Source organism: Streptomyces sp. TSRI0281 (assembly GCF_001905125.1).
Classification (GTDB): Bacteria; Actinomycetota; Actinomycetes; order Streptomycetales; family Streptomycetaceae; genus Streptomyces.
This window is the reverse complement of record NZ_LWLE01000011.1, coordinates 73,036-93,191: the sequence shown is the minus strand read 5'-3', so window position 1 is coordinate 93,191 and position 20,156 is coordinate 73,036. Positions and strand designations below refer to the sequence as shown.

General features: G+C 72.1%; 17 protein-coding genes. 11 read left to right on the top strand and 6 right to left on the bottom strand.

The annotated features are described in order from the left end of the window. Positions 1-97: 97 nt before the first annotated feature. The 6 genes from A6A29_RS17545 to A6A29_RS17520 all read right to left on the bottom strand — a co-directional run bounded on the left by A6A29_RS17545 (position 98) and on the right by A6A29_RS17520 (position 6,947). Positions 98-1,339 (bottom strand): ATP-grasp domain-containing protein, encoded by a 1,242-nt coding sequence (locus A6A29_RS17545; protein WP_073721018.1) that lies wholly within the window; start codon positions 1,337-1,339, stop codon positions 98-100. Further along, a complete protein-coding gene (locus tag A6A29_RS17540; RefSeq protein WP_073721017.1) occupies positions 1,336-2,283 on the bottom strand; it encodes a PLP-dependent cysteine synthase family protein in 948 nt (315 codons plus the stop codon). Before A6A29_RS17540 ends, A6A29_RS17545 begins: the two co-directional genes overlap by 4 nt. Positions 2,284-2,321: 38 nt before the next feature. Next, positions 2,322-2,924, bottom strand: coding sequence for a serine O-acetyltransferase EpsC (gene epsC / locus A6A29_RS17535; RefSeq protein ID WP_073721083.1), 603 nt, complete (start codon positions 2,922-2,924; stop codon positions 2,322-2,324). Positions 2,925-3,109: 185 nt separating this feature from the next. Further along, the gene (locus A6A29_RS17530; protein ID WP_073721016.1) at positions 3,110-4,393 is read right to left on the bottom strand and encodes an ATP-grasp domain-containing protein; all 1,284 of its coding nucleotides are present in this window, start codon (positions 4,391-4,393) and stop codon (positions 3,110-3,112) included. Beyond that, positions 4,390-5,646 (bottom strand): ATP-grasp domain-containing protein, encoded by a 1,257-nt coding sequence (locus tag A6A29_RS17525; protein ID WP_073721015.1) that lies wholly within the window; start codon positions 5,644-5,646, stop codon positions 4,390-4,392. The genes A6A29_RS17530 and A6A29_RS17525 overlap by 4 nt, the downstream gene beginning before the upstream one ends. Positions 5,647-5,678: 32 nt before the next feature. Then, positions 5,679-6,947 carry an MFS transporter gene (locus A6A29_RS17520; protein ID WP_073721014.1) on the bottom strand — a complete coding sequence of 423 codons (1,269 nt, stop codon included), beginning with the start codon at positions 6,945-6,947 and terminating at the stop codon, positions 5,679-5,681. 384 nt (positions 6,948-7,331) lie between these two features. Between A6A29_RS17520 and A6A29_RS17515 the strand changes: the two genes are divergently transcribed. The 11 genes from A6A29_RS17515 to A6A29_RS17455 all read left to right on the top strand — a co-directional run bounded on the left by A6A29_RS17515 (position 7,332) and on the right by A6A29_RS17455 (position 20,123). Beyond that, complete coding sequence (locus tag A6A29_RS17515) at positions 7,332-8,192, top strand: TauD/TfdA dioxygenase family protein (RefSeq protein ID WP_073721013.1); 861 nt, start codon at positions 7,332-7,334, stop codon at positions 8,190-8,192. Further along, positions 8,189-8,986 (top strand): HpcH/HpaI aldolase family protein, encoded by a 798-nt coding sequence (locus tag A6A29_RS17510; protein ID WP_073721012.1) that lies wholly within the window; start codon positions 8,189-8,191, stop codon positions 8,984-8,986. The genes A6A29_RS17515 and A6A29_RS17510 overlap by 4 nt, the downstream gene beginning before the upstream one ends. Positions 8,987-9,020: 34 nt before the next feature. Then, positions 9,021-9,962, top strand: a complete 942-nt coding sequence (locus A6A29_RS17505; protein WP_073721011.1) for a PLP-dependent cysteine synthase family protein — start codon at positions 9,021-9,023, stop codon at positions 9,960-9,962. 33 nt (positions 9,963-9,995) lie between these two features. Further along, positions 9,996-11,816 carry an asparagine synthase (glutamine-hydrolyzing) gene (gene asnB / locus A6A29_RS17500; RefSeq protein ID WP_073721010.1) on the top strand — a complete coding sequence of 607 codons (1,821 nt, stop codon included), beginning with the start codon at positions 9,996-9,998 and terminating at the stop codon, positions 11,814-11,816. Beyond that, complete coding sequence (locus tag A6A29_RS17495) at positions 11,813-12,877, top strand: PrpF domain-containing protein (RefSeq protein WP_073721009.1); 1,065 nt, start codon at positions 11,813-11,815, stop codon at positions 12,875-12,877. The genes asnB and A6A29_RS17495 overlap by 4 nt, the downstream gene beginning before the upstream one ends. Next, a complete protein-coding gene (locus tag A6A29_RS17490) occupies positions 12,874-13,977 on the top strand; it encodes an acyl-CoA dehydrogenase family protein (protein WP_073721008.1) in 1,104 nt (367 codons plus the stop codon). The genes A6A29_RS17495 and A6A29_RS17490 overlap by 4 nt, the downstream gene beginning before the upstream one ends. After that, the gene (locus A6A29_RS17485) at positions 13,965-15,389 is read left to right on the top strand and encodes a dihydroorotase (protein ID WP_073721007.1); all 1,425 of its coding nucleotides are present in this window, start codon (positions 13,965-13,967) and stop codon (positions 15,387-15,389) included. Before A6A29_RS17490 ends, A6A29_RS17485 begins: the two co-directional genes overlap by 13 nt. A 3-nt stretch (positions 15,390-15,392) precedes the next feature. Continuing rightward, the gene (locus A6A29_RS43085) at positions 15,393-17,381 is read left to right on the top strand and encodes an NAD(P)H-dependent oxidoreductase (protein WP_079182818.1); all 1,989 of its coding nucleotides are present in this window, start codon (positions 15,393-15,395) and stop codon (positions 17,379-17,381) included. Between the two features lie 50 nt (positions 17,382-17,431). Further along, complete coding sequence (locus tag A6A29_RS17465) at positions 17,432-17,758, top strand: hypothetical protein (RefSeq protein WP_073721082.1); 327 nt, start codon at positions 17,432-17,434, stop codon at positions 17,756-17,758. 108 nt (positions 17,759-17,866) lie between these two features. Further along, positions 17,867-19,186: an acyltransferase family protein gene (locus tag A6A29_RS17460; RefSeq protein ID WP_073721006.1), complete on the top strand. Its 1,320-nt coding sequence runs from the start codon at positions 17,867-17,869 to the stop codon at positions 19,184-19,186. Positions 19,187-19,340: 154 nt separating this feature from the next. Continuing rightward, the gene (locus A6A29_RS17455) at positions 19,341-20,123 is read left to right on the top strand and encodes an alpha/beta fold hydrolase (RefSeq protein WP_073721005.1); all 783 of its coding nucleotides are present in this window, start codon (positions 19,341-19,343) and stop codon (positions 20,121-20,123) included. Positions 20,124-20,156 lie beyond the last annotated feature (33 nt).

The window sequence follows — 20,156 nt, the reverse complement described above, 5'->3', positions numbered from 1 at the left end:
TCGCCCCGGCACGGCGCACTCTCGGGTATGGCGCCACGTTCACAGACCGCGCCGTGGCCCTGCATCTCCTGGATTGCCGTGCCGCTGCGACGGGCCGTCAGTCCATCACCAGCCCCGCCAGGAACCAGGACTCCGCCGCCCGGATTCGGGCCTCGCACTGCGCCCGGTCCTCGCCCACGATGACGAAGGCCACCAGGAAGTCGCCGGAGTGCGCCGCCTCGCCGACCTCGTCGCCGACCGTCGCGAAGGTCTGGTACTTCACGACCCCTTCGGGCAGCCGGGCCGGGTCGGGCAGCGCCCGCAGCCGTCCCGGCCGCCGGGTGAACAGCAGCTGTCCGGCCAGCTGTCGCGGCCCGCGGCGTTCGGTGGGACCCACGTCCAGTCCGAGCTGACGTCGTACCGGGTACTCGGCCGGGTCGAAACCGAACATGGCCCTCTGCACGTCCCGCACCCCCGCCCCGCCCGCCCGGCAGGCGGCCTCGCACAGGACCAGATCCCCGTCGGGCCGGACGAACACCTCGATGTGGAAGGCGAAGTCGGGTCCGCCGCCGAAAGCGGCGAGCAGCTTCTCGCCGAAGTCCGTCAGCCGGTGCGTCAGCGGATCCGCGGCGTCCAGGGCGATGTCGACACGGGCCTTGCGGTCGGTGTAGTCGGCCAGCGCGTAGGTGTACATCGACGGCCACAGGGTGCTGATCCGGCCTTCCAGCACGGTCCCGTCGATGTGGCACATCACGCCCTCGACATACGCCTCGGCCAGCCAGGCCGGCTCGCCGTCGTCGTCGAGCAGCCCGTCCGCCGCGGCCTGGCCGCGCCACTGCGCGTACTCCTGCTCCGTCCGCAGGATGCGCAGGCCGATCGAGCTGGCTCCCCGGCGGGGCTTGACCACGACGGGGAGGCCGTGTCCGGCGGTGAACGCGTCCAGGTCCTCGGGGGTGCGCAGCAGCGTGTGCGGGGCGACGGGGATTCCGGCGGCCAGGGCTGTCCGCTTCATCACCCACTTGTCGCGGTAGGGCACGGCCGCCTCGGGCCGCTGGCCGCGCAGCCCGAAGCGTTCGCGCAGGACGGCGGCCCGCTCGATGTCGAACTCCTGGCAGGCGACGATGTCGGTGACCTGGTAGGTGCCGATGAGTTCGGCGGCCCGCCGGGCCACGTGCGCGCCCCCGTCGTAGTCCGACAGCGCCTCGGCGTGCACGTACGGCGGGCCGGTGGGCAGTTCCTCGGCGTACAGGTCCAGTTGCTCGCTGGAGCCGAGCAGCACGAGGGGGGTGTCCAGCCCGTCGAGCCACCTCTCGTACGGATTGGCGCGCAGGGAGCCACGGTGCAGGACGAGCGTGGTCATGCGGCTTGCCTCTCGTTCCAGATGCTGACGTAGCGCTCCCCGGTGTCGGGAAGCACGGTGACGATGGTGCGTCCGGCGCTCGACGGGCGGCGGGCGACGAGCAGCGCGCCGTGGACGGCGGCGCCCGAGGAGAGCCCGGCGAAGACGCCCTGTTCGCGCGTGAGCCGGCGGGCCGTCTCCAGCGCGGCTTCGTCGGGGCAGGTGAGTACCTCGTCGATGAGGCTGATGTCGGTGGTGGGTGAGACGAAACCGCCGTTGAGGCCGGGGATGCGGTGCTGGCCGCCGTACCCCTGCGACAGGACGGGTGAGTTCTCCGGTTCGACGGCGACGACGGTGAGTGCGGGGTTGCGCTCCTTCAGGTAGCGCCCGGCGCCGGTCAGGGTGCCGCCGGTGCCGACGCCGACGACCAGGAAGTCGACCTTGCCGTCGGTGTCGTTCCAGATCTCCGGGCCCGTCGTCTCGTAGTGGGCGCGGATGTTGTCGGGGTTCTCGTGCTGACGGCTGTACCAGGAGCCGGGTGTCTTCTCCTGGATCTCCTCCGCCTTGGCGATGGCGCCGGCGAAGCCCTCGGCACTCGGCGTCTGCACGACCTCGGCGCCGAGGGCCCGCAGCAGGCCCACCCGCTCGGGGGTGGCGCTGTCGGGCAGGACCACGGTGCAGCGGTATCCGCCGGTGGCCGCCATCGCGGCCAGGGCGATGCCGGTGTTGCCCGAGGTGGATTCCACCACGGTGCCGCCCGGCTTCAGATCACCGCGCTCGGCGGCGGCGCGCAGCATGTACAGGGCGGCCCGGTCCTTGCTGCTGGCGTACGGGTTGTGCGACTCCAGCTTCGCCAGTACCTCCACCGTCGGATCGATGCCGGGAAGGCCGAGGCGCAGCAGGGGCGTGTTGCCTATGAGGTCGTACAGGTGGTCGGCGACGACGCGGCGTCGCGTGACAGTCATGCTCATCTGTGCGGCTTTCTGAGAAGCGGGCGGCCGTGCTACCACGAGCCGGCCGAGGCGAGCAGCCGCACCGGGTCCGGGGCGGCGGGGTCGTGCGGTTCCCGGATCACGGAGGGCGGCGGGTACACCCGTGCCCCGGAGCAGACGTCCCGGGTCACCGTGGCCATGGCGCCGATGAGCGCGTCGTCGCCGATCGTGACCGCGCCGAGCACGGTCGCGTTGGCGCCGAGGACGACCCGGTCACCGATCACGGGGTGGCGCCGGGTGCCCGGCGCCAGGGAGTTGTCGGTCCACCAGCCGAGCGCGCCGAGGGTCACCTGGTGGAAAATGGTGACGTCGTCCCCGACGACGGCGGTCTCGCCGATCACGACGGCGGCACCGTGGTCGATGAAGACCCGCCTGCCGATGACGGCTCCCGGGTGAATCTCCACCCCGGTACGGCTGCGGGCGAAGTAGGCCACGATCCGGCTGCTCATGCGGTGGCCCCGCCGGTACAGCCGGTGCGCCACACGGTGGGTCCACAGGGCCGGCAGCGCCGGGTGCCACAGGCCCTCCAGTCGGGAACGGATGGACGGATCCCGTTCGACGATCACGTCCAGGTCCTCGCGCAGGGTGCGCAGCAGTCCGCTCTTCTCGGGCATGACCATCGGCTCCAGGGGTGCGGTCGGATACGGCACGGTGCTGGGGCTTTCCGTTCGGACCGCGCCGGGGCTCACGGGGCGATCCGGGCGCAACGCCCCTGGGGGTCTCCTCGCGGCCACGGTGATACGGCCGCGGGGTGAGACGCCCGCGGGGTCGGACGCCCGCGGTGGGTACGCCCACGGGGTCAGACGCCCGCGGGCTCCTTCGGGGGCGTGGCCGGTGCGCGGTCGGCCGTCTCGACCTCGACGCGCAGCGTCCGCCGGGTGAACTCCTCGCAGAGCCCGACGGCCGTGTCGGTGTCCTCGGCGCGTACGACGACGAAGCCGAGCCGGTCCCAGTTGTCGCGGAGCGGGCGGACCGTGTCGCCGGGGCGGACGTTCACCTGGACCTGGAGCACCTCGGGGCGGGCCTTCACCTCGTCGACGCCGTGCACGGCGGTGACCGTGCCCGGATCGCCGGGGAGGAAGCGGATGCAGGCGGCGCTGTCGGTCCGCGGGCTGTCCGGCAGCGGCTCCGCCGTGCCCAGTGCCCACCCGGCCGACAGCCGGAAGAGGTCGATGCCGTGGACCGCCCCGATCATCTCGGTGATCTGACCGCCGCCCAGCCGGTTGTGGGACTCGATGACGAGGGGGCCGCGGCTGCCGAGCCTGAGTTCGGTGTGGCTGGGGCCGTCGGTCACGCCCATGACGGTGAGGAAGCCGGTGACCGCCTCGGTCAGCCGGGTGTGGGCGTCGGGCGTGAGCCGGGCGGGCAGGGCGTGGCCCAGTTCGGCGAAGTGCCGCTCGTCGACGAGCTTTTCGGTGATGGCGACGACGACGTGCCGGCCGGCGAAGCTGAACGCCTCGACGCTGTACTCCGGTCCGTCGATGTAGCCCTCCATGAGGTAACGGTCGGCGACGAACAGCGTCGAGCCGCGGTCGGTCCGCCGTCCCGTCAGCTCCCGCAGCCGCTGCCACACCCGGTCCAGATCGGCCGGGTTCTCGGCCCGGATCAGGCCGAAGCCGGCCGTGGTCCCGGTGGGCTTGAGGATGAACGGGTAACCGGCACGCTCGCCGAATGCCTCCAGCGACGCCCGGTCGGTCACCGGGGCGCTGGGCACGTTCGGGTGGCCCTGCGCATCCAGATGGCGGCGCATCAGCAGCTTGTCGCGCATCCGGGTGCTGACCTCGCCGCGCAGACCGTCGCCGAAGCCGAAGTGGTCGTTCAGCCGGGCTGCCGCGGTCAGTCCGCCCTCGGTGAGGGAGAGGACCGCGTCCACGCCGTAGAGCGTCCGGGCGGTCTCGGCGAACGGCAGCACCTGGTCGTAGTCGGTGTAGTCGATCATCACCAGAACGTCGGCGGTCGCCGTCTGGTAGGTACTCATCTTGTCGGGGTGCTGGAGGAACACCACGCGTACCTCTTGCTCCTTGACACAGCGCAGGTGCGCGTCGGTGCCGCCGACGAGCAGCACGGTACGGATGTCACTCATGTGAGGCTTCCTTCGGTCCGGGGTGCGGAGGGGGCGGATGTCCGGAGGGTGGAGCGCACCAGGCGCTCGACCTCGGCGAGCCGCTCGGCGGCCTCGTCGGGGGTGGCACCGTCGACGACGGCGTATCCGTGCCGGGTGGCCGAGCTGACGGTGGCGGGCAGGGTGTCCCCGGCCCGCCAGGGGAAGTGCAGGGCGTGTACGTGGGGCAGGCGGGCGATGTCCTCGGTGCCCTCCGCCGCCTCGACGGTGCCCGGGGGCAGCTGGAAGAAGCCGATCGCCGCGGTGCGCACGGGCGTCGGAGGTGCGAGCGGTTCGCCGGCCAGCGCCCGGAAGATCCCTGCCTCGATGTCGAAGCCTGAGGCCACGTCCACCAGCAGCGGGATGCGGTCGCCGCCGAGCCGGGCCTGCGACTCCACGACCCGCGGGCCCCGGGAGGTGAGGACGACCTCGGTGTGGGCGGGGCCGAAGGCGTACCCGGCCAGGTCCAGCAGCTCCAGGACCGTCGCCCGCAGCGCCTCGGCGTCCGCGGCGGACAGCGGGGCCGGATGGATGTGCCCGCTCTCCACGAAGTACGGGGCTCCGCCCGTGCGCTTGGCGGTGATGCCGACGATGTGGTGGACGCAGCCCGCGCTCAGCGTCTCGACGCTGAACTCGGGTCCCTCCAGGTACTCCTCCACCAGGTAGGGGCCCCGGTGGCCGTCCCGTTCGACGCGGGCGTTCCACTCCAGCAGGTCGGCCGGGTCGCGGATCAGCGCGATGCCCCGGCTGCCGGCCAGACGGGTCGGCTTGATGATGACGGGAAGGGTGAACTCCGCCAGGGCGTCGGCCGCTTGTGCGGCGTCGGTCACCTCGCGGGCCCGCACCACGGAGACGCCGGCCGTGTTGAGCAGGGCCCGGGTCGCCGCCTTGTCGTTCAGGCTGCGTACGGCGCTGGCGGGGTTCACGGCCAGCCCCAGCGCCTCGGCCTCCTCGGCGACCGGCAGCATGGTGTCCTCGCCGCCCAGGTGCAGCACCGCGTCGATGCCGTACCGGCGGGCGGCCTCGGCGACCACGCCGCGCAGCGCCGCGTGGTCGCCGAAGTCGGCCGTCAGCAGTTCCTCGGAGTGGCGTTCGACCTCGTCCAGGTAGCTCTTCTCGCGCAGGGCCGGATCCCATACCGACCAGACGCGGAAGCCCGCCTCCACGGCTTTGCGGACCAGTTGGTGGTAGGGCATCACCATGAGCAGGTGACGGGGTGGGCGTCCAGAGGTCATGAGGAGTTCCTTCCGGTTCGTCGGCGCGGCCGTCAGGCGGCGGGCACCGGTTCGGCCGCCGCGGCTGCCTGCCGCTCCTCGCGCACCCGCAGCAGCGAGCGGAAGACGAGGACGGCGGCCACGCCCCACACGCCGTACAGCGCGCTCATCCCGACCGGGGTCACGAAGGAGCCGGCGGTGACGCTCAGCGAGCCGATGAGCAGCCCGATGCGGGCGTTGAGGCCGTAGGCGGCCATGTACTTGGTGCGGGCGTTCGGGTCGACGAGGTCGGCGAGCAGGGCCTGCTTGACGGGTACGTTCGCCAGTTCGCCCAGGGTCAGGGCGACGGCCGCGGCGATCAGGAGCCAGCCGGTGTTGCTGACCGCCCAGACCATGTAGCCACCGGTGAACACGGCCAGCCCCGCGTACAGCCGGGTGCGGTCGGACAGCCGGCGGAAGAGAGCGCCCGCGAACAGGGCGAGCGCCACCACCAGCGCGGTGTTGACGGCCCGCAGGATGCCGAGCATCTCGACGCCGTTCACCGACGGCGCCCAGGAGCCGAGCGTGGCGAGCACCTGCTCGGGGAACTCGTCGGCCAGCCGGACCGCGATGTAGTAGCCGATCTGCACCTCGATCGCACGAGTGAGGACGGCCGCGGTGATCAGCCGCAGGAAGACCCGGTCACGGGCGACCGAGACGTAACCGCGGAGCATCGCCATCACACCGGCAGCCGACTCCCTCGAACCTTCCGGGGCGCTCTCGGTGACCCAGCGCCACAGCACACCGGTGGTGGCCAGGCAGAGCACCGTGGCGCCCGCCAGCAGCCCGAAGAAGTGATCCGCGTAGAGGAAACCGCCGATCAGGGCGCCGAAGGTGAACGCCAGGTTGATCGACCAGTAGTTGATCGTGTAGACGAGCGTGCGGTTCTCCGGCGAGGAGACGTCGATGATCATCGCGTCCGCCGCGGGCGTGGCCAGGTTGGCGCTGCACGTGTTGAGCAGGAACAGCGCGAACGTCGCGGCCCCGGAGCTCCACCAGGGCGAGTTGGCGAGCGCCAGCAGGGCGAAGGTGACGGCCGCGCCGGCCTCTCCGACGACCAGCAGCGGCCGGCGGCCGTACACATCGGCGAGATGGCCGCCGAGGAAGTTGCAGGCGATGCCCGCGGCACCGACCACCAGCGTCAGCACACCGGCCGTCGCGGCCCCGTAGAGCGCGGCGAGATGGATGACGAGGAGGGGCATCAGCATGATGCTGAGCACCCGCTGGACGAAACCGACGCCCAGCCGCAATTTGATGTTGGGATGCAGCTCGCGGAAATTCACCGCAGCCTCCAGAGGGTCTTCGGACCGCGGGCCGCTCCGGGCCGGGAGGGCAGGGGGCACGGGCTGCCGCGGAGCGCGGTGCGGCGGACCTGGCACGCCCCTTTACCCGGGAGTTTTCACCTGCGGGGTGTACAGGACAAGGAATCAGCCGACGGTGGCGCTACTTTCGGAAGTCGGCGTCATCACGGCGGCATCCGAGTTGGTGAAGTAGTTGCGCCGTTCAACCTGAAGGTTGCCGCGTCCGCTTTCCCCGTGGTTGGCTCAGCGGGCCATCGCAGAGTCGGTTCTTCTGCGTTCTTCACACGGTGCCCTTCCTGTGCTGTCCGTGAGTATTCCGGCGGAAGCGGCCCGGTATCCCTCAGTTCCGCGCGGAAGGAAAATCCTGTGTCCGCATTCGATGTACGCAAAATCGGTGGAAGAATCGGAGCTCAGGTCACAGGGGTCGATCTGAGTGCGGAGATATCCGATTCGGTATTCCGCCAGATACATGACGCCTTTCTTGAGCACAAGGTCCTCTTCTTCCGTGACCAGGACATCACCGACGCCGATCAGCTGGCCTTCGCCGCCCGTTTCGGCCCCCTGACGCAGAAGCATCCGATGATGCGCACCGTCGACGGCGACCCGCAGGTCATCCCGGTCGACGGCGAGGACCAGCGGGCCGACCACTGGCACACCGACATCAGCTTCACGGCCGCCCCCTCGCTCGGCACGACGCTGCGCAGCGTCGTGCTCCCGCCGTACGGCGGCGACACCCTCGTGGCCAACGGCGCGGCCGGCTACCGCGATCTGCCCGCCGAGCTGCGCGAGGTCGCCGACCGGCTGTGGGCCGTCCACACCAATCACGCCGAACAGCCCCGGCTGGGCACCGAACGCGGCGAGAAGGTCCGCGCCGCCTTCCTCTCCCGCCGCTTCGAGGCCGCCCACCCGGTGGTGCGCGTGCACCCCGAATCGGGTGAACCGAGCCTCTTCCTGGGCGGTTTCGCCCAGCGCCTGGTCGGCATGGACGTACGCCAGTCCCGTCCGCTCCTGGACGTCCTGCAGGCCGCCGTGCGGCGCCCCGAGAACACGGCGCGCTGGTCCTGGCGCCCCGGCGACGTCCTGATCTTCGACAACCGCTGCACCCAGCACTACGCGGTCAACGACTACGACCGTCACCAACGGATCCTGCACCGGGTGTCCATCACCGGCGAGGCGACCCGCGGGCTCGACGGCAAGACCGGGTACGTCATCGAGGAGGGCGAATGACCGGGACGGGCACCCACCGGCCCCCTGCCGAGTTCGCCGCCCGGCTGCGCTCCCGCGAACGCCTGGTGGGTTACTGGATCGCCTGCGACAACCCCGTCGGCACGGAGCGGATCGCGGGCCTGGGCTACGACTACATCGGGGTGGACGGCCAGCACGGCGTGCTGCACCAGCCCGGCTGGCAGTCGGCCATGCTCGCCGTCGACTCCCGCGGTCGCTCCGCGGGGGTCATCCGGGTGCCCGCACCCGACCCCATCGCCATCGGCACCGCGCTGGACACCGGCGCCCGGGGCGTCATCGTGCCCATGGTCAGCACCGCGCGGGAGGCCCTGGACGCCGCCCGCGCCTGCCGGCACTGGCCGGCCGGAACCCGCAGCATCGCCGGGCCGGTCCGCGCCGAACTCCGGCTGGGCGGTGTCCCGGCCGAGATCGACGACCAGATCGCGTGCATCGTCATGGTCGAGACGGCGGGCGCGCTGGAGAACCTCGACGCCATCTGCGCCACTCCCGGCCTGGACGCCGTCTACGTGGGGCCCGCCGACCTCTCCCTGGCACTCGGCGCGACCCACTTCGGCGACCCCGGTGTCACCGAGGACCTGGAGGCCGCGCTCAAGAAGGTCACCGCCGCCGCGGAACGGGCCGGGATCGCCTGCGGCATCCACTGCCTCGACGGGGCGAGCGCGGCCCGGCGGCTCACCGAGGGCTTCACCTTCGCCACGGTCTCCAGCGACATCACGCATCTGCAGGAGATCGCGGCCGGCCACCTCGCGGCGGCCTCCGTACGCACCGCGGCCTGAGCCGAGAAGTCATGACCACGTTGGGGGAGCAGTGATGACAGGGACGACACGGACGATCCAGCGGCCCGCCCGTTCGATCGACGAACTGATCGGTGGCACGCCTCTGCTGGAGGTCGCGCTGCCGGGCCTCGCCGCTTCGGTGCGGCTGCTGGCCAAGCTGGAGATGCTCAACCCGCTCTCCAGCGTCAAGGACCGCGCCGCCCTCGCCATGGTGCTGGCCGCCGAGGAGTCGGGCCAACTGCCGCCCGCCGGGGGCACGCTCATCGAGTGTTCCTCCGGCAGCACCGGGATCTCGCTCGCGGCGCTGTGCGCCCGGCGGGGTCACCGCTGCATCATCGTCATGCCGGACAACGCCAGCGTGGAACGCCGTCTGATCCTGCGGGAACTGGGCGCCGAGGTCGTCCTGGTCCCCGCCGAGGACGGGCTGCCCGCCGCCTGGCTGCACGCCGAGGAACTGCAGCGCACCCTGCCCGGCTCATGGGTGCCCCACCAGGACCAGAACCCCGCCAACGTGCGGGCCCACTACGAGAGCACCGGCCCGGAGATCTGGGAGGCCACCGGCGGCGACGTCGATGTCCTGGTCTGCGGGGTGGGCACCGGCGGAACCCTCTCGGGCACCGCCCGGTACCTCAAGGAGCGGGGCCGCGTCCACGTGGTGGCCGTCGAACCCGCCCGCTCCGCCGTGATGTCCGGCGGCGAACCGGGCCCCCACGGCATCCCCGGCATCGGCGCGGGCTACGTCTCCGACATCACCGACCTCTCGCTCGTCGACGAGGTCGTCGCCGTACCGGACGAGGCGGCCGCCGCCACGGTCGTCGAGATCGTCCGCACCACCGGCCTGCCGGTCGGCTTCTCCTCGGGGGCCGCCGCCTGGGCGAGCCGGAGCGTCACCGCCCACCCGCGCTGGGCCGGGGCGACCGTGGTCACGGTCTTCCCCGACAGCGGGGAGCGCTATCTGTCGGCCGCGAGCGGCTGAACCCGCCGCCGCCTCACAGGAGAACAGGCATACATGTGCCGTATCCATGGCTACTTCAACGCGGCGGCGACGCCGCACGAGATGCGCACCGTCGCCGCGCTCCAACGCCACGGCGGTCCGGACGCGACCGGTGCCGCTCTCGCCCCCGACTGGGGACTGGGCAGCAACCGGCTCGCCGTCGTCGACCTCGACGGCGGACAGCAGCCCTACCGTGCGGGCCCCCATGTCCACGTGGTCTTCAACGGTGAGATCTACAACCACGACGAACTGCGGGCCCGGCTCAGGGACCGCGGCCACGTCTTCGCGGACCGGTGCGACGGGGCCGTCATCCCCGCCCTCTACCTGGAGTACGGGGACGCGTTCACCGACCACCTCGACGGCATGTACTCCATCGCCCTCACCGATCTTCGCGGCCCGGTGCCACGGCTGCTGCTGGCCACCGACCACATCGGCATGAAACCGCTGTACTACAGCTGGGATCCGGCCGCCCGCTCCCTGCACTTCTCCTCGGAGATCCCCGCCCTGCTCGGGTTCGCCGCAGTCTCCGGCCGGATCCGGGAAGCCGCCCTGGACGCCTACCTGGCCACCCGCGTCCCCTTCGGGGACACGACCATGTTCGAGGACATCGACGTACTGGCGCCGGGCACCACCCTGGTCTGCGACCTGGGCGGGACGGTCCGCTCCCGGCGGCGTCCGGCCGCCCCGGCACGGCCGGTGCCCCACGACGCCGAAGCCGCCGCGGTGCGGCTGCGCGACACACTCCGCGAGGAGGTCGGACGGCTGCTCGTGGCCGATGTGCCCGTCGCCCTGATCACCTCCGGCGGACTCGACTCCAGCCTGGTCACCGCGATGGCCGCCGAACACCGCCCGGTCCACTCCTTCAACATCGCCTACCGGGGCGACTGGCCGTTCGACGAGCGGCACTTCGCCCGGGAGGCCGCCGCACGGGCACGGGCCGTGCACCACCAGGTCGAGATCGACCCCGAGGACTTCCCGGCACTGCTCGACGACACGGTCTGGCACCTGGGCCAGCCGAACGCCGACCCGATCGCGCTGAGCACCCTCGCCCTGTTCACCGCGGTGCGGAAGGCGGGATTCACGGTCGCGCTGACCGGCGACGCGGCCGACGAGGTGTTCGGCGGCTACGGCAGGATGCGGCAGGCCGCCGAGACAGCCGGTACCGGCGGCGACTGGGCCCCGGCCTACCTCGACGCCCTGTCGGCCGCCCCGGCCGCTCTGCGCGCCGCCCTCTACACCGACGACTACCGTGCGCATGTCGACGGGATACCTCCCCTGCCCGCCGAGGCGTACGAGGACCTGCTGCACGGCCCCGGTACGGTCCTCGACCGCATCACCCGGTTCGAACTCGGCCACCGGCTGCCCTCGTACCATCTGCGCCGCGTCGACCACCTCAGCATGGCCGCCTCCATCGAGGCCCGACTGCCGTTCTGCCAGCGGGAGATCGTGGCGCTGGGCCGGGCCCTGCCCGACCGGATGCGGATCGAGGACGGCCGGGTCAAGAAGACCCTGTACGCCGCGGCGCGGGGGCTGCTCCCCACCAGTGTGCTGACCCGCCCCAAGCAGCCCTTCACCCTGCCGATCACGGCGATGCTCACCCCCGGCGCGGCCCTGTGGGAGTACGCCCGCGACCTGCTGGAGCCACGCCGCCTCGCCGCCGACGGGCGGCTCGATGCCGGGGCCGTGGACGCCCTGTTCGCCGCGCAGGCCCACCGGCCGGGCGACACGACGTCCCTGGCCCTGTGGGCCCTGCTCGTGCACGAGGTGTGGATCGAGCAGTTCCAGCGCGGGCCGAGCCGCTCGGCCGGACCGGTGCCCCTGGCGGTGGCGGCATGATCGGGCACCTGGCCTACGCGGTGGGCAGCCCCTGCCCCACCTTCGTGCTGGACGCGGCCCGCCTGCCCCGCGAGGAGGCGGCGCTGCTGGGACATCTGACGGAGGCGCGGCGCTTCCTCGCGTCGGCCGGCGGGGCCCATGTACTCAAGATCGCGCTCGTCGAGCCGTCCGCGCACCCGATGTTCGACCTCGACTACCGGTTCGTCCAGGCGCTGCCCGGCGGCGACGACCGGTTCGACCTGCGGGGCTCCTGCGGCCACTCGGTGCTGTCCGCCGTCGTCGCCGCGGGCCGTTGCGGGATGCTGCCCCGACTGCTGCCGGGTGCGCGGATACGGGTGCGGGTCCTCAACAACGGCGACAGCGTGGTGTGCGAGGTCGACCGCGTCGAGCGCGACGAGGTCCAGTTCTCCGTCGCGTTCGTCCAGCCGGGGCCGGTGCCCTTCGCGGACCTGCTGCCCACCGGGGAGACCCGTACCGTGCTCGACCTCGACGGCGGCCCGCAGGAGGTCTCCCTCGTCACGAGCGCCAACGCGTACGCCTTCGTCGACGCCAGGACCCTCGAAGTGCCGTCACCGGCAGCGCTGTTCGCCGCCGGGGACGACCTGCTGGACCGGCTCGAACGGATCAGGGTGGCGGCGGCCGACCGGCTCGGCTGGCCCCGCGGCGGGGCGTTCCCCAAGATCGCGGCGATCGTGCCGGACCCCGGCGGAGGCATCGCCGCGCGCGCCGTCACCGTGCCCCGCTGGCACCCGACGATCGCCCTGACCGGCGCGGTCTGCCTGGGCATCGCCGTACGCATCCCGCAGACCGTCCCCTGGCTCCTCGCCCGCGAGAACGGCGCGGACGAGCAGGGGCTGACGGACATCGAGACGCCCGGCGGCCGCACCACGGTGACGGCCGTCACGTCCGCCCCCGACGCGGCCGGGAACAGCGGAGCCCTGCTCTGGGCGAGCGTCGCCCGCAAACGCGTCACCTTCCAGGGGTCGTTCGTCCTGGCCCCCCTGAGCCATCTGCAATTCGAGGAGGTCGCCCAATGCCTGGCGCTGTCGGTGGCGGCATGAGAACGCAGCCCACACCAGAACTCCACGCCCTGCTCAAGGAGTCGGCGGAGCGGACCGGCCGGGCGGGGGAACCGGACCGGGAGGCCCTGGCGGCGCTGCGCTCCAGCGGTCTGCTGGGCACGGCGGTGCCCGCCGGGTACGGGGGCGGGGGCGGCGACGCCTCGGCCGTCAACCACGTGGTGGAACAGATCGCCGAGGCCAACCCCTCCGTCGCGATCATCGCCTTCCAGCACTTCGCCGTCAGCGCCCGCATCGCGGAATGGGGCACCCCCGGCCAGCGGGAGCGCTGGCTGCCCCGGCTCGCCGACGGCTCCCTGCTGGCGGCCTCCGCGTGGAGCGAGAACGGGGCCGGAGCCGCCAAGCAGAAGCTGTCCAGCACCGGTGAGGCCCGTGCCGACGGCCGATGGGAACTGCACGGCTCCAAGACCTTCACCACCGGTGCCGGGGTCGCCGACCTCTATCTGGTGCTGGTGCGCACCGGCCCGGACACGACAGGACCGCGGGCCGCGTACGGGGCGGCGGGGCAGACCTTCTTCCTGGTGTCCGCCGACAACCCCGGCCTGCTGCCCGATCTCGGCCTCGACCTGGCCGGCATGCGGGGCTCCGCGACCGGTCTGATCGCCCTCGACCACTGCGTGGTGGACGACGGCGACCGGCTCGGGCCGGTGGGGGAGGCGGCCGGGATCATCGCGGGTGTGCGGGAGAGCGGGGCCTCGCTCGGCGCGGTGGCCGTCGGAACGGCCCAGGCGGCGTTCGACCTCGGCCTCGCCCACGCCCGTCGGCGAGGGCTGCTGGAGCTGCCCTCGGTCCGGCACCACCTGGCCGATCTGGCGACCCGGCTGGAGACGGCCCGCGGCATCGTCGGACGGGCGGGGGCGCGGATCTCGGCCGACCCGGGTCTGACCACCCTGCACAGCAAGCTGCACGCCTCGGTCGCCGCGGAGGAGATCTGCCTCGACGTCGCCCGGATGCTGGGTTCCGCGGGATTCCTGTCCGACGCCGGGATCGGCAGGCTCCTCGCCGACGCCCGTGCCATCGCGCTGATGGGGCCCACCAACGATCTGTGCCGGGAGCTGGTGGCCGCGTCATGGCAGGACTGAACCCGGCCGCCGTGCCCGACCTCGTCGTCGGCGGACGCCGGCTCGTGACTCCCGAGGGGGTACGGGCGGGCCATGTCTCCATCGCCGGCGGCAGGATCACCGCGATCGACGACACCGACACCGCGCCCGCGGGTGTGCCGCGGCTCGACGCCGGGGACCACTACGTCCTGCCCGGACTCATCGACTCCCATGTGCACTTCCGCACCCCCGGACTGACCCACAAGGAGGACTGGCGGCACGCGAGCCGGGCCGCGGTGCGCGGCGGTGTCACCACCGTGATCGACATGCCGAACACGGTGCCGCCCACGCTCGCGCCCGAGGCCGTGCTCGCCAAGGCCCGGCTCGTCGACGGCCACAGCCTGGTGGACTACCGGTTCCACATCGGCCTCGACCCCGCCCGCCCCGAACTGCTGGCCCGGCTCGACCCGTCCATCGCCACCAGCGCCAAGATCTTCATGGCCGGCCACCACACGGCGCCCACCGTGGTCCGGGACCCCGTCCAGTTGGAGAAGGCGTTCGCCGCGGCGGCCGAAGGAGGCGTCCGACTCGTCCTGCACGCCGAGGACGACGGGCTGTTCGCGCTGCTGGACGCCTGGTGGGGCGAGCCCGGCAGCTATCTGGAGTACGAGGCCCGGCGCCCGCGCACCGGAGGCATCGTCGCCGTGGCGAGGATCATCGAGCTGGTGCGCCGGTACGGCACGGACGCCCACATCCTGCACCTCTCCAGCGCGGAGGAGGCCGACCTCGTCTGCGCGGCACGCGCCGCGGGCCATCCGGTCACCTTCGAGGTGACGGGGCATCATCTGTCCTTCACCGACGCCGACACCCGGCGCCTGGGCGCCCGTACCCGGCTGTCCCCGTCGATCCGCGGGGAGTCGGACCAACGGCGGCTGTGGCACGCGCTGCTGTCCGGCCAGGTCTCCACGGTCGGCAGCGACCACGCACCGCACACCGTCGAGGAGAAGACCCGCACCGTGGCCCAGTCGCCCCCCGGGCTGCCGGGCGTGCAGGAACTCGCGGTCGCGGTCTGGACCGGGATGCGCAGGCGTCGGCCGGAGGAGGACCCCGACGCGGCCGTCGCCCGCCTGGTGCGCCACCTCGCGCAGGTCCCCGCCGAACTGTTCCGGCTGCCGGGCAAGGGGCGTCTGGAGGCGGGAGCCGACGCGGACCTGGTGATCTTCGCGCCGGACACCCCCTGGATGTTCTCCGCGCACGACGTGCAGAGCAAGTGCGGCTGGTCGGCCTACGAGGGCTGGACCTTCACCGGACGGGTCGAACGCACGCTGCGTGCGGGCAGGACGGTGTGGAACGCCGCCGACGGCACGTTCGGCGGACACGACGGACGACTGCTGGCGGCGGCCGATGCCGCCGTGCCCACGGACACGGCCGCGGTGGCCGGGACGGAGAGCTGAACCATGACGCAGCACCGCACCCTGGCCGTCGCGGGCGGGGGCATCGGTGGGCTGGCGGCCGCGATCGCCCTGGCCTCCCGGGGCAACGACGTCACCGTCATCGAGCGGGCCGAGCGGATCGGCGTCAACGGCTCCGGCCTGGTGCTCTACCCCAACGGGGTGCGGGCCACCGAAGCGCTGGGCGGCACGCTGGCCGCGCAGATCCGGGCGGCCGGCCATGTCACCGCCCCGGACGAGGTCCGCCTGCTCATGGACGCCGACGGAAACGTACTCGCCGAGGAGCCCATCGGCGCGACGGGGGAGCGGCTGGGCGCCCCGCAGATCCCGGTCCTGCGGTCGGCACTGCACCGCGTACTCCTGGACGAGGCCCTCTCGGCGGGCGCCTCCGTGCAACTGGCCACCGCGGTCACGGACTACACCCGGCACACGGACTCCGTGTCGGTGCACCTCTCCGACGGCACCACGCAGGACTACGAGGCGCTGATCGCCGCCGACGGCATCCGCTCCGCGGTGCGCCGGCGGATGCTGGGCGACGAACCGCTCCAGTACCGCGGTTACACCTCGGTACGGGGACGTACCCGCGGCTCGGCCCTCGGCGGACGCGGCCATGTCGTCAGCGGGCTCGGCATCCAGTTCTTCATCGCCCCCGTCGACGACGACACCCTCTACTGGGCGGCCAAGATCACCGCCCCGCCCGGAGTCTGGCCCGCACGGGGGCCGGACGGCGCGCGGCAGGCGCTGGTGGACGCCATCGAGGGGTGGTACGGGCCGGTCGTCGACCTGGTGCGCAACGCCGAGCCGGGGGACCTCGTCGTCACCGACATCCACGACCGTGATCCGGCGCCCCGCTGGGTGGACGGACCGGTGGCGCTGCTGGGCGATGCCGCCCATGCCATGGTCCCGGCGCTCGGCCAGGGGGCCAACACGGCGCTGGAGGACGCGGTCGTCCTCGGACAGGCCATGGAAGCCACCTCCTCGGTGACCGACGCGCTCGCCCTCTACGCGCACGAACGCGTCGACCGAGCCGCCGCCGTCGTCCTGGAGTCCCGCCGCCAGGGCGGACTGGACCAGGGTGCGGACCGGGCGGGCGTGGAACGGCGCAACGCCCGGATGCGGTCCGCCGGGCGCAAGGACCAGGGGTCCGTGGACATCGTCGGATGGCGGCCCCGGCCGGCCCTGAACACGCTCCCCCCGGCGACCGCGCCGAAAGGAGCAGGCGCAGGCGCAGGAGCAGGAGCAGGAGCAGGGGCAGGGGCAGGGGCAGGAGCAGAGGCAGGGACCGGAGCAGGGACCGGAGTCGGAGCAGAAGCCGGAGCCGGGGCCGGAGCAGAAGCCGGGCCGGGAGCGGGAGCCGGAGCCGGAACAGAAGCCGGGGCCGGGCCGGGAGCCGGAACAGAAGCCGGGGCCGGAGCGCACATCGTCCTGATCGGCGGCTCGCTCAGGGAGGGATCGGTCTGTGACCGGGTCGCCCAGTGGTGCGCTCTGCGGTGCGAGGGCCGGGGCGCGACCACCCGGGTCTTCACCGGCGCCGACATCGACTTCCCCGCCTACCGGCCGGGCCTCGCCGAGACGCATCGGGGTGCCGCGGACCTGCTGGCCGAACTCCGCCGGGCCGACGGGGTGGTGCTGATCTCGCCCACGTACCACGCCTCCGTCTCCGGCCTGCTCAAGAACGCCCTCGACTTCGTCAACGACATCGGCGGTCCGCTGCCCTACCTCGAAGGGCGGGCGATCGGCACGGTCGCCGTCGGAGCCGGGGCGCAGGGCGCGGCGAGCACGCTGGCCGCACTGCGGACCATCGCGCACGCGCTGCGCGCCTGGCCCACTCCGGTGGGGGTCGCGGTGTCGCAGGCCCCCGCACCGCTGCCCGCCGACGAAGTCCCCTCACTGCCCGACGAGGAACGCCTCGACCAGATGGTCGGCCAGCTGATGTGGCTGGCGACGGCCCGCTCGGCGGGCGCACGTCCCGAAGCGGTTCCGGCCGCCGCCTGACCACCCGTACCCGTCCCCGTACCCGTCCCCGTACCCGGAAAGGCACGCACATGACCCGGCCCGCCCACGAGCGCAAGCCGCTCGTTCCCGGCACCATCTGGCGCGATTCCAACATCCGTACCGGCCCCTCCCTGGACAGCCCCGTCGTCGACCTCGTGCTGCCCGACGGGATCACCCGGTATACGGCCGAAGGGTGGGTCCTCGGTGACGAGGTGATCGAGGGCGGGAACCCGGTGGGCGAGATCGTCAGCCGCGTGTGGTTCGAGCTCGGCGAGGGCCGCTGGTGCAGCGCCGTCAACTTCGATCCTGCCGTGCTGGCCGGTCTGCTCGGCGCCGAAGCGCCTCAGGTGCGCCCGCACGCTACCCAGGAAATCTGATCACACACAACATCAACTCCCTTTCTGAATACAGCACTTCAGAAGATGGCTTCTAAAACGAGCCAGACCCATCCTGAATGAGCCATCTATCCAGAGGAGCTCACCGTAGTGAATGCCAACGGGGTCGCGGCGTCGGCCCAAAGGACCAAACGTGTCGGCCGACTCGACGGCATCCGCGCGCTGTGCGCCCTCGGAGTGGCGGCCGTGCACACGTCGTTCAGCGCCGGGGTCATGGGCGCCTACACCGCTCCGCCCGGCAACGAGGCGCTGGCCACCTTCCTGGCGGGAATGCGTCCGCTGGCACTGGGGCCCTTCTTCGTCCTGTCGGGCCTGCTGCTCTACCGTCCGTTCGCCCGCTGGTCCCTGGCGGGCACACAGCGGCCGAAGATCGGTCCCTTCTTCGCCAAGCGCCTGGCCCGGCTGTGGCCCGCCTACATCCTGGTCGCACTGGTCTGCGTCTTCCTGCTGAACTACAACGCCATCGACGGACCCTGGTACGTCCTGCGGCCGGTCCTCATGCTCCAGGTCTACGACTACACCTGGATCGCCGGCATGGACCCGGCCTGGACCGTGCCCGCCGAGATGCAGTACTACCTCGCGCTCCCGCTGCTGGCCGCGCTCATGCACTGGCTGGCCCGCGGCACCGACGACCCGGTCCGCAAGGCCCGCCGGATGATGATCCCCCCGGTGATCATCACGATCGGCTCCGCCGTCTGGACCTGGTGGATCCACCGTCCCGAGATGGGGCCCTACCCGCAGCAGTACTGGTGGCCGCTGGCCGTGGGCGGTGCCTTCGTCCTCGGCATGGTCATGGCCATCCTCCAGGTACTCGCGGAGCTCCGGCCGGACAACAAGCCCTCCCTGTACCGTCTCGCCGCCGCCCACCCGCTGCTGCTGTGGGGAGTCGGCCTCATCATCTACGCGGTCAACTGCACCCAGCCGTTCGGCCGTCCCGGCTACGGGGACTACGAGGGCGTGGGGCTCGCCATCACCCAGTACTTCCTGCTCCTGCTGTTCTCCTTCGTGATCGTCATGCCGCTGGCGATACCCGAGGCCAAGTCACGGGTCATCGACGCGATCGTGGGCAACCCGGTGGTGCGCTACCTCGGCCGCATCTCCTACGGCATCTACCTCTGGCACTTCGCGGTCATGTACTTCTGGTTCGAGACGGGCAGCGTCTTCGGCACCGAACCCGCGCTGATGAACCAGCTGCGCGGCACGATCGGCTTCCCCGAGCTGATGACCGCCGTCCTCGTCGGCAGCGTCCTGGCGGCGAGTCTGAGCCACTACCTCGTCGAGCGTCCCATCGTGAACGCCGTCGGCAGGTGGGCGAAGCGCAAGGACCCGGCACCGGCACGACCGGCTGCGCAGGGTGAGGCCACCGACCCGGCGGCGAAGGACACCCACGTCCTGGCAGGTCCGCGGTAGAGCACCCGGCCCGGGAAGCGCCTCTTCTGCCCTCCGGTGTGCGACGCAACCGGTTACAGCAACCTCGAAGATGCGCTTCCCGGGTCCAGCGGGAGAGCCTGAGTTTGGGCACCACTGCGTGCACCCCCACGAAGCCGCTCATTCCAGGAGAAGCATGAAAACTGTCAAGTCGGCCGACGGTACGACCATCGCCTACGACCGCACCGGGAGCGGAGAGTCGCTGATTCTTATCGGGGGGTCGTTCAGCGAGCGCTCGCACCCGACCATGACGCAGCTGGCAGAGGAGCTCTCCCAGCACTTCACCGTGTACAACTACGACCGTCGCGGCCGGGGCGACAGCGGTGACGCCGACACCTACGCGGTCGAGCGGGAGATCGAGGACCTCGCCGCCCTCATCGCCGAAGCCGGCGGCTCCGCCAAGGTGTTCGGACTTTCCGCGGGCGGCGCCCTGGCGCTCAAGGCCGCCGCGAGCGGTCTCGCCATCACCAAGGTCGCCGTCTACGACCCGCCGTACATGATCAACGGGGCCGGCCCGCAGCCGCCGGCGGACCTCACCGAGAAGCTGGTCGAGCTCAGCGCCGAAAACCGCGGTGACGCCGTCGAGTTCTTCATGGTCAACGGCATGGGGGCACCGGCCGAGGCCGTCGCGGGCATGCGCCACGCCCCGTTCTGGTCCGGTCTGGAGGCGCTGGCACACACGCTGCCGTACGACACCGCGATCATGGGTGACTTCTCCCTGCCCGCCGAGGAGCTCGCCTCCGTCAAGGCTCCGGCGTTCATCGTCCACGGCGCCGACGCCGACCAGTGGCTGCACCAGTCGGCGAACGCTGTCGCCGAAACCGTCCCCGACGCCACGTGCCACGCCCTGCCGGGCCAGGGCATCGCCGTCGAACCGGCCGTCCTCGCTCCTGAGCTGAAGAACTTCTTCGCGAACTGACAGGAACGCACGCCTTCGGCCGGTGCCCGTGGA

Excerpts from the sequence above, each read along its gene's own strand:
- A6A29_RS17525 (WP_073721015.1), bottom strand. The coding sequence starts at position 5,646 with ATGACCTCTGGACGCCCACCCCGTCACCTGCTCATGGTGATGCCCTAC.
- A6A29_RS17540 (WP_073721017.1), bottom strand. The coding sequence starts at position 2,283 with ATGACTGTCACGCGACGCCGCGTCGTCGCCGACCACCTGTACGACCTC.
- A6A29_RS43085 (WP_079182818.1), top strand. The coding sequence starts at position 15,393 with ATGACGCAGCACCGCACCCTGGCCGTCGCGGGCGGGGGCATCGGTGGG.
- A6A29_RS17505 (WP_073721011.1), top strand. The coding sequence starts at position 9,021 with ATGACAGGGACGACACGGACGATCCAGCGGCCCGCCCGTTCGATCGAC.
- A6A29_RS17530 (WP_073721016.1), bottom strand. The coding sequence starts at position 4,393 with ATGAGTGACATCCGTACCGTGCTGCTCGTCGGCGGCACCGACGCGCAC.
- A6A29_RS17490 (WP_073721008.1), top strand. The coding sequence starts at position 12,874 with ATGAGAACGCAGCCCACACCAGAACTCCACGCCCTGCTCAAGGAGTCG.
- A6A29_RS17545 (WP_073721018.1), bottom strand. The coding sequence starts at position 1,339 with ATGACCACGCTCGTCCTGCACCGTGGCTCCCTGCGCGCCAATCCGTAC.
- A6A29_RS17465 (WP_073721082.1), top strand. The coding sequence starts at position 17,432 with ATGACCCGGCCCGCCCACGAGCGCAAGCCGCTCGTTCCCGGCACCATC.
- A6A29_RS17510 (WP_073721012.1), top strand. The coding sequence starts at position 8,189 with ATGACCGGGACGGGCACCCACCGGCCCCCTGCCGAGTTCGCCGCCCGG.
- A6A29_RS17485 (WP_073721007.1), top strand. The coding sequence starts at position 13,965 with ATGGCAGGACTGAACCCGGCCGCCGTGCCCGACCTCGTCGTCGGCGGA.
- epsC (WP_073721083.1), bottom strand. The coding sequence starts at position 2,924 with ATGCCCGAGAAGAGCGGACTGCTGCGCACCCTGCGCGAGGACCTGGAC.
- A6A29_RS17455 (WP_073721005.1), top strand. The coding sequence starts at position 19,341 with ATGAAAACTGTCAAGTCGGCCGACGGTACGACCATCGCCTACGACCGC.
- A6A29_RS17495 (WP_073721009.1), top strand. The coding sequence starts at position 11,813 with ATGATCGGGCACCTGGCCTACGCGGTGGGCAGCCCCTGCCCCACCTTC.
- asnB (WP_073721010.1), top strand. The coding sequence starts at position 9,996 with ATGTGCCGTATCCATGGCTACTTCAACGCGGCGGCGACGCCGCACGAG.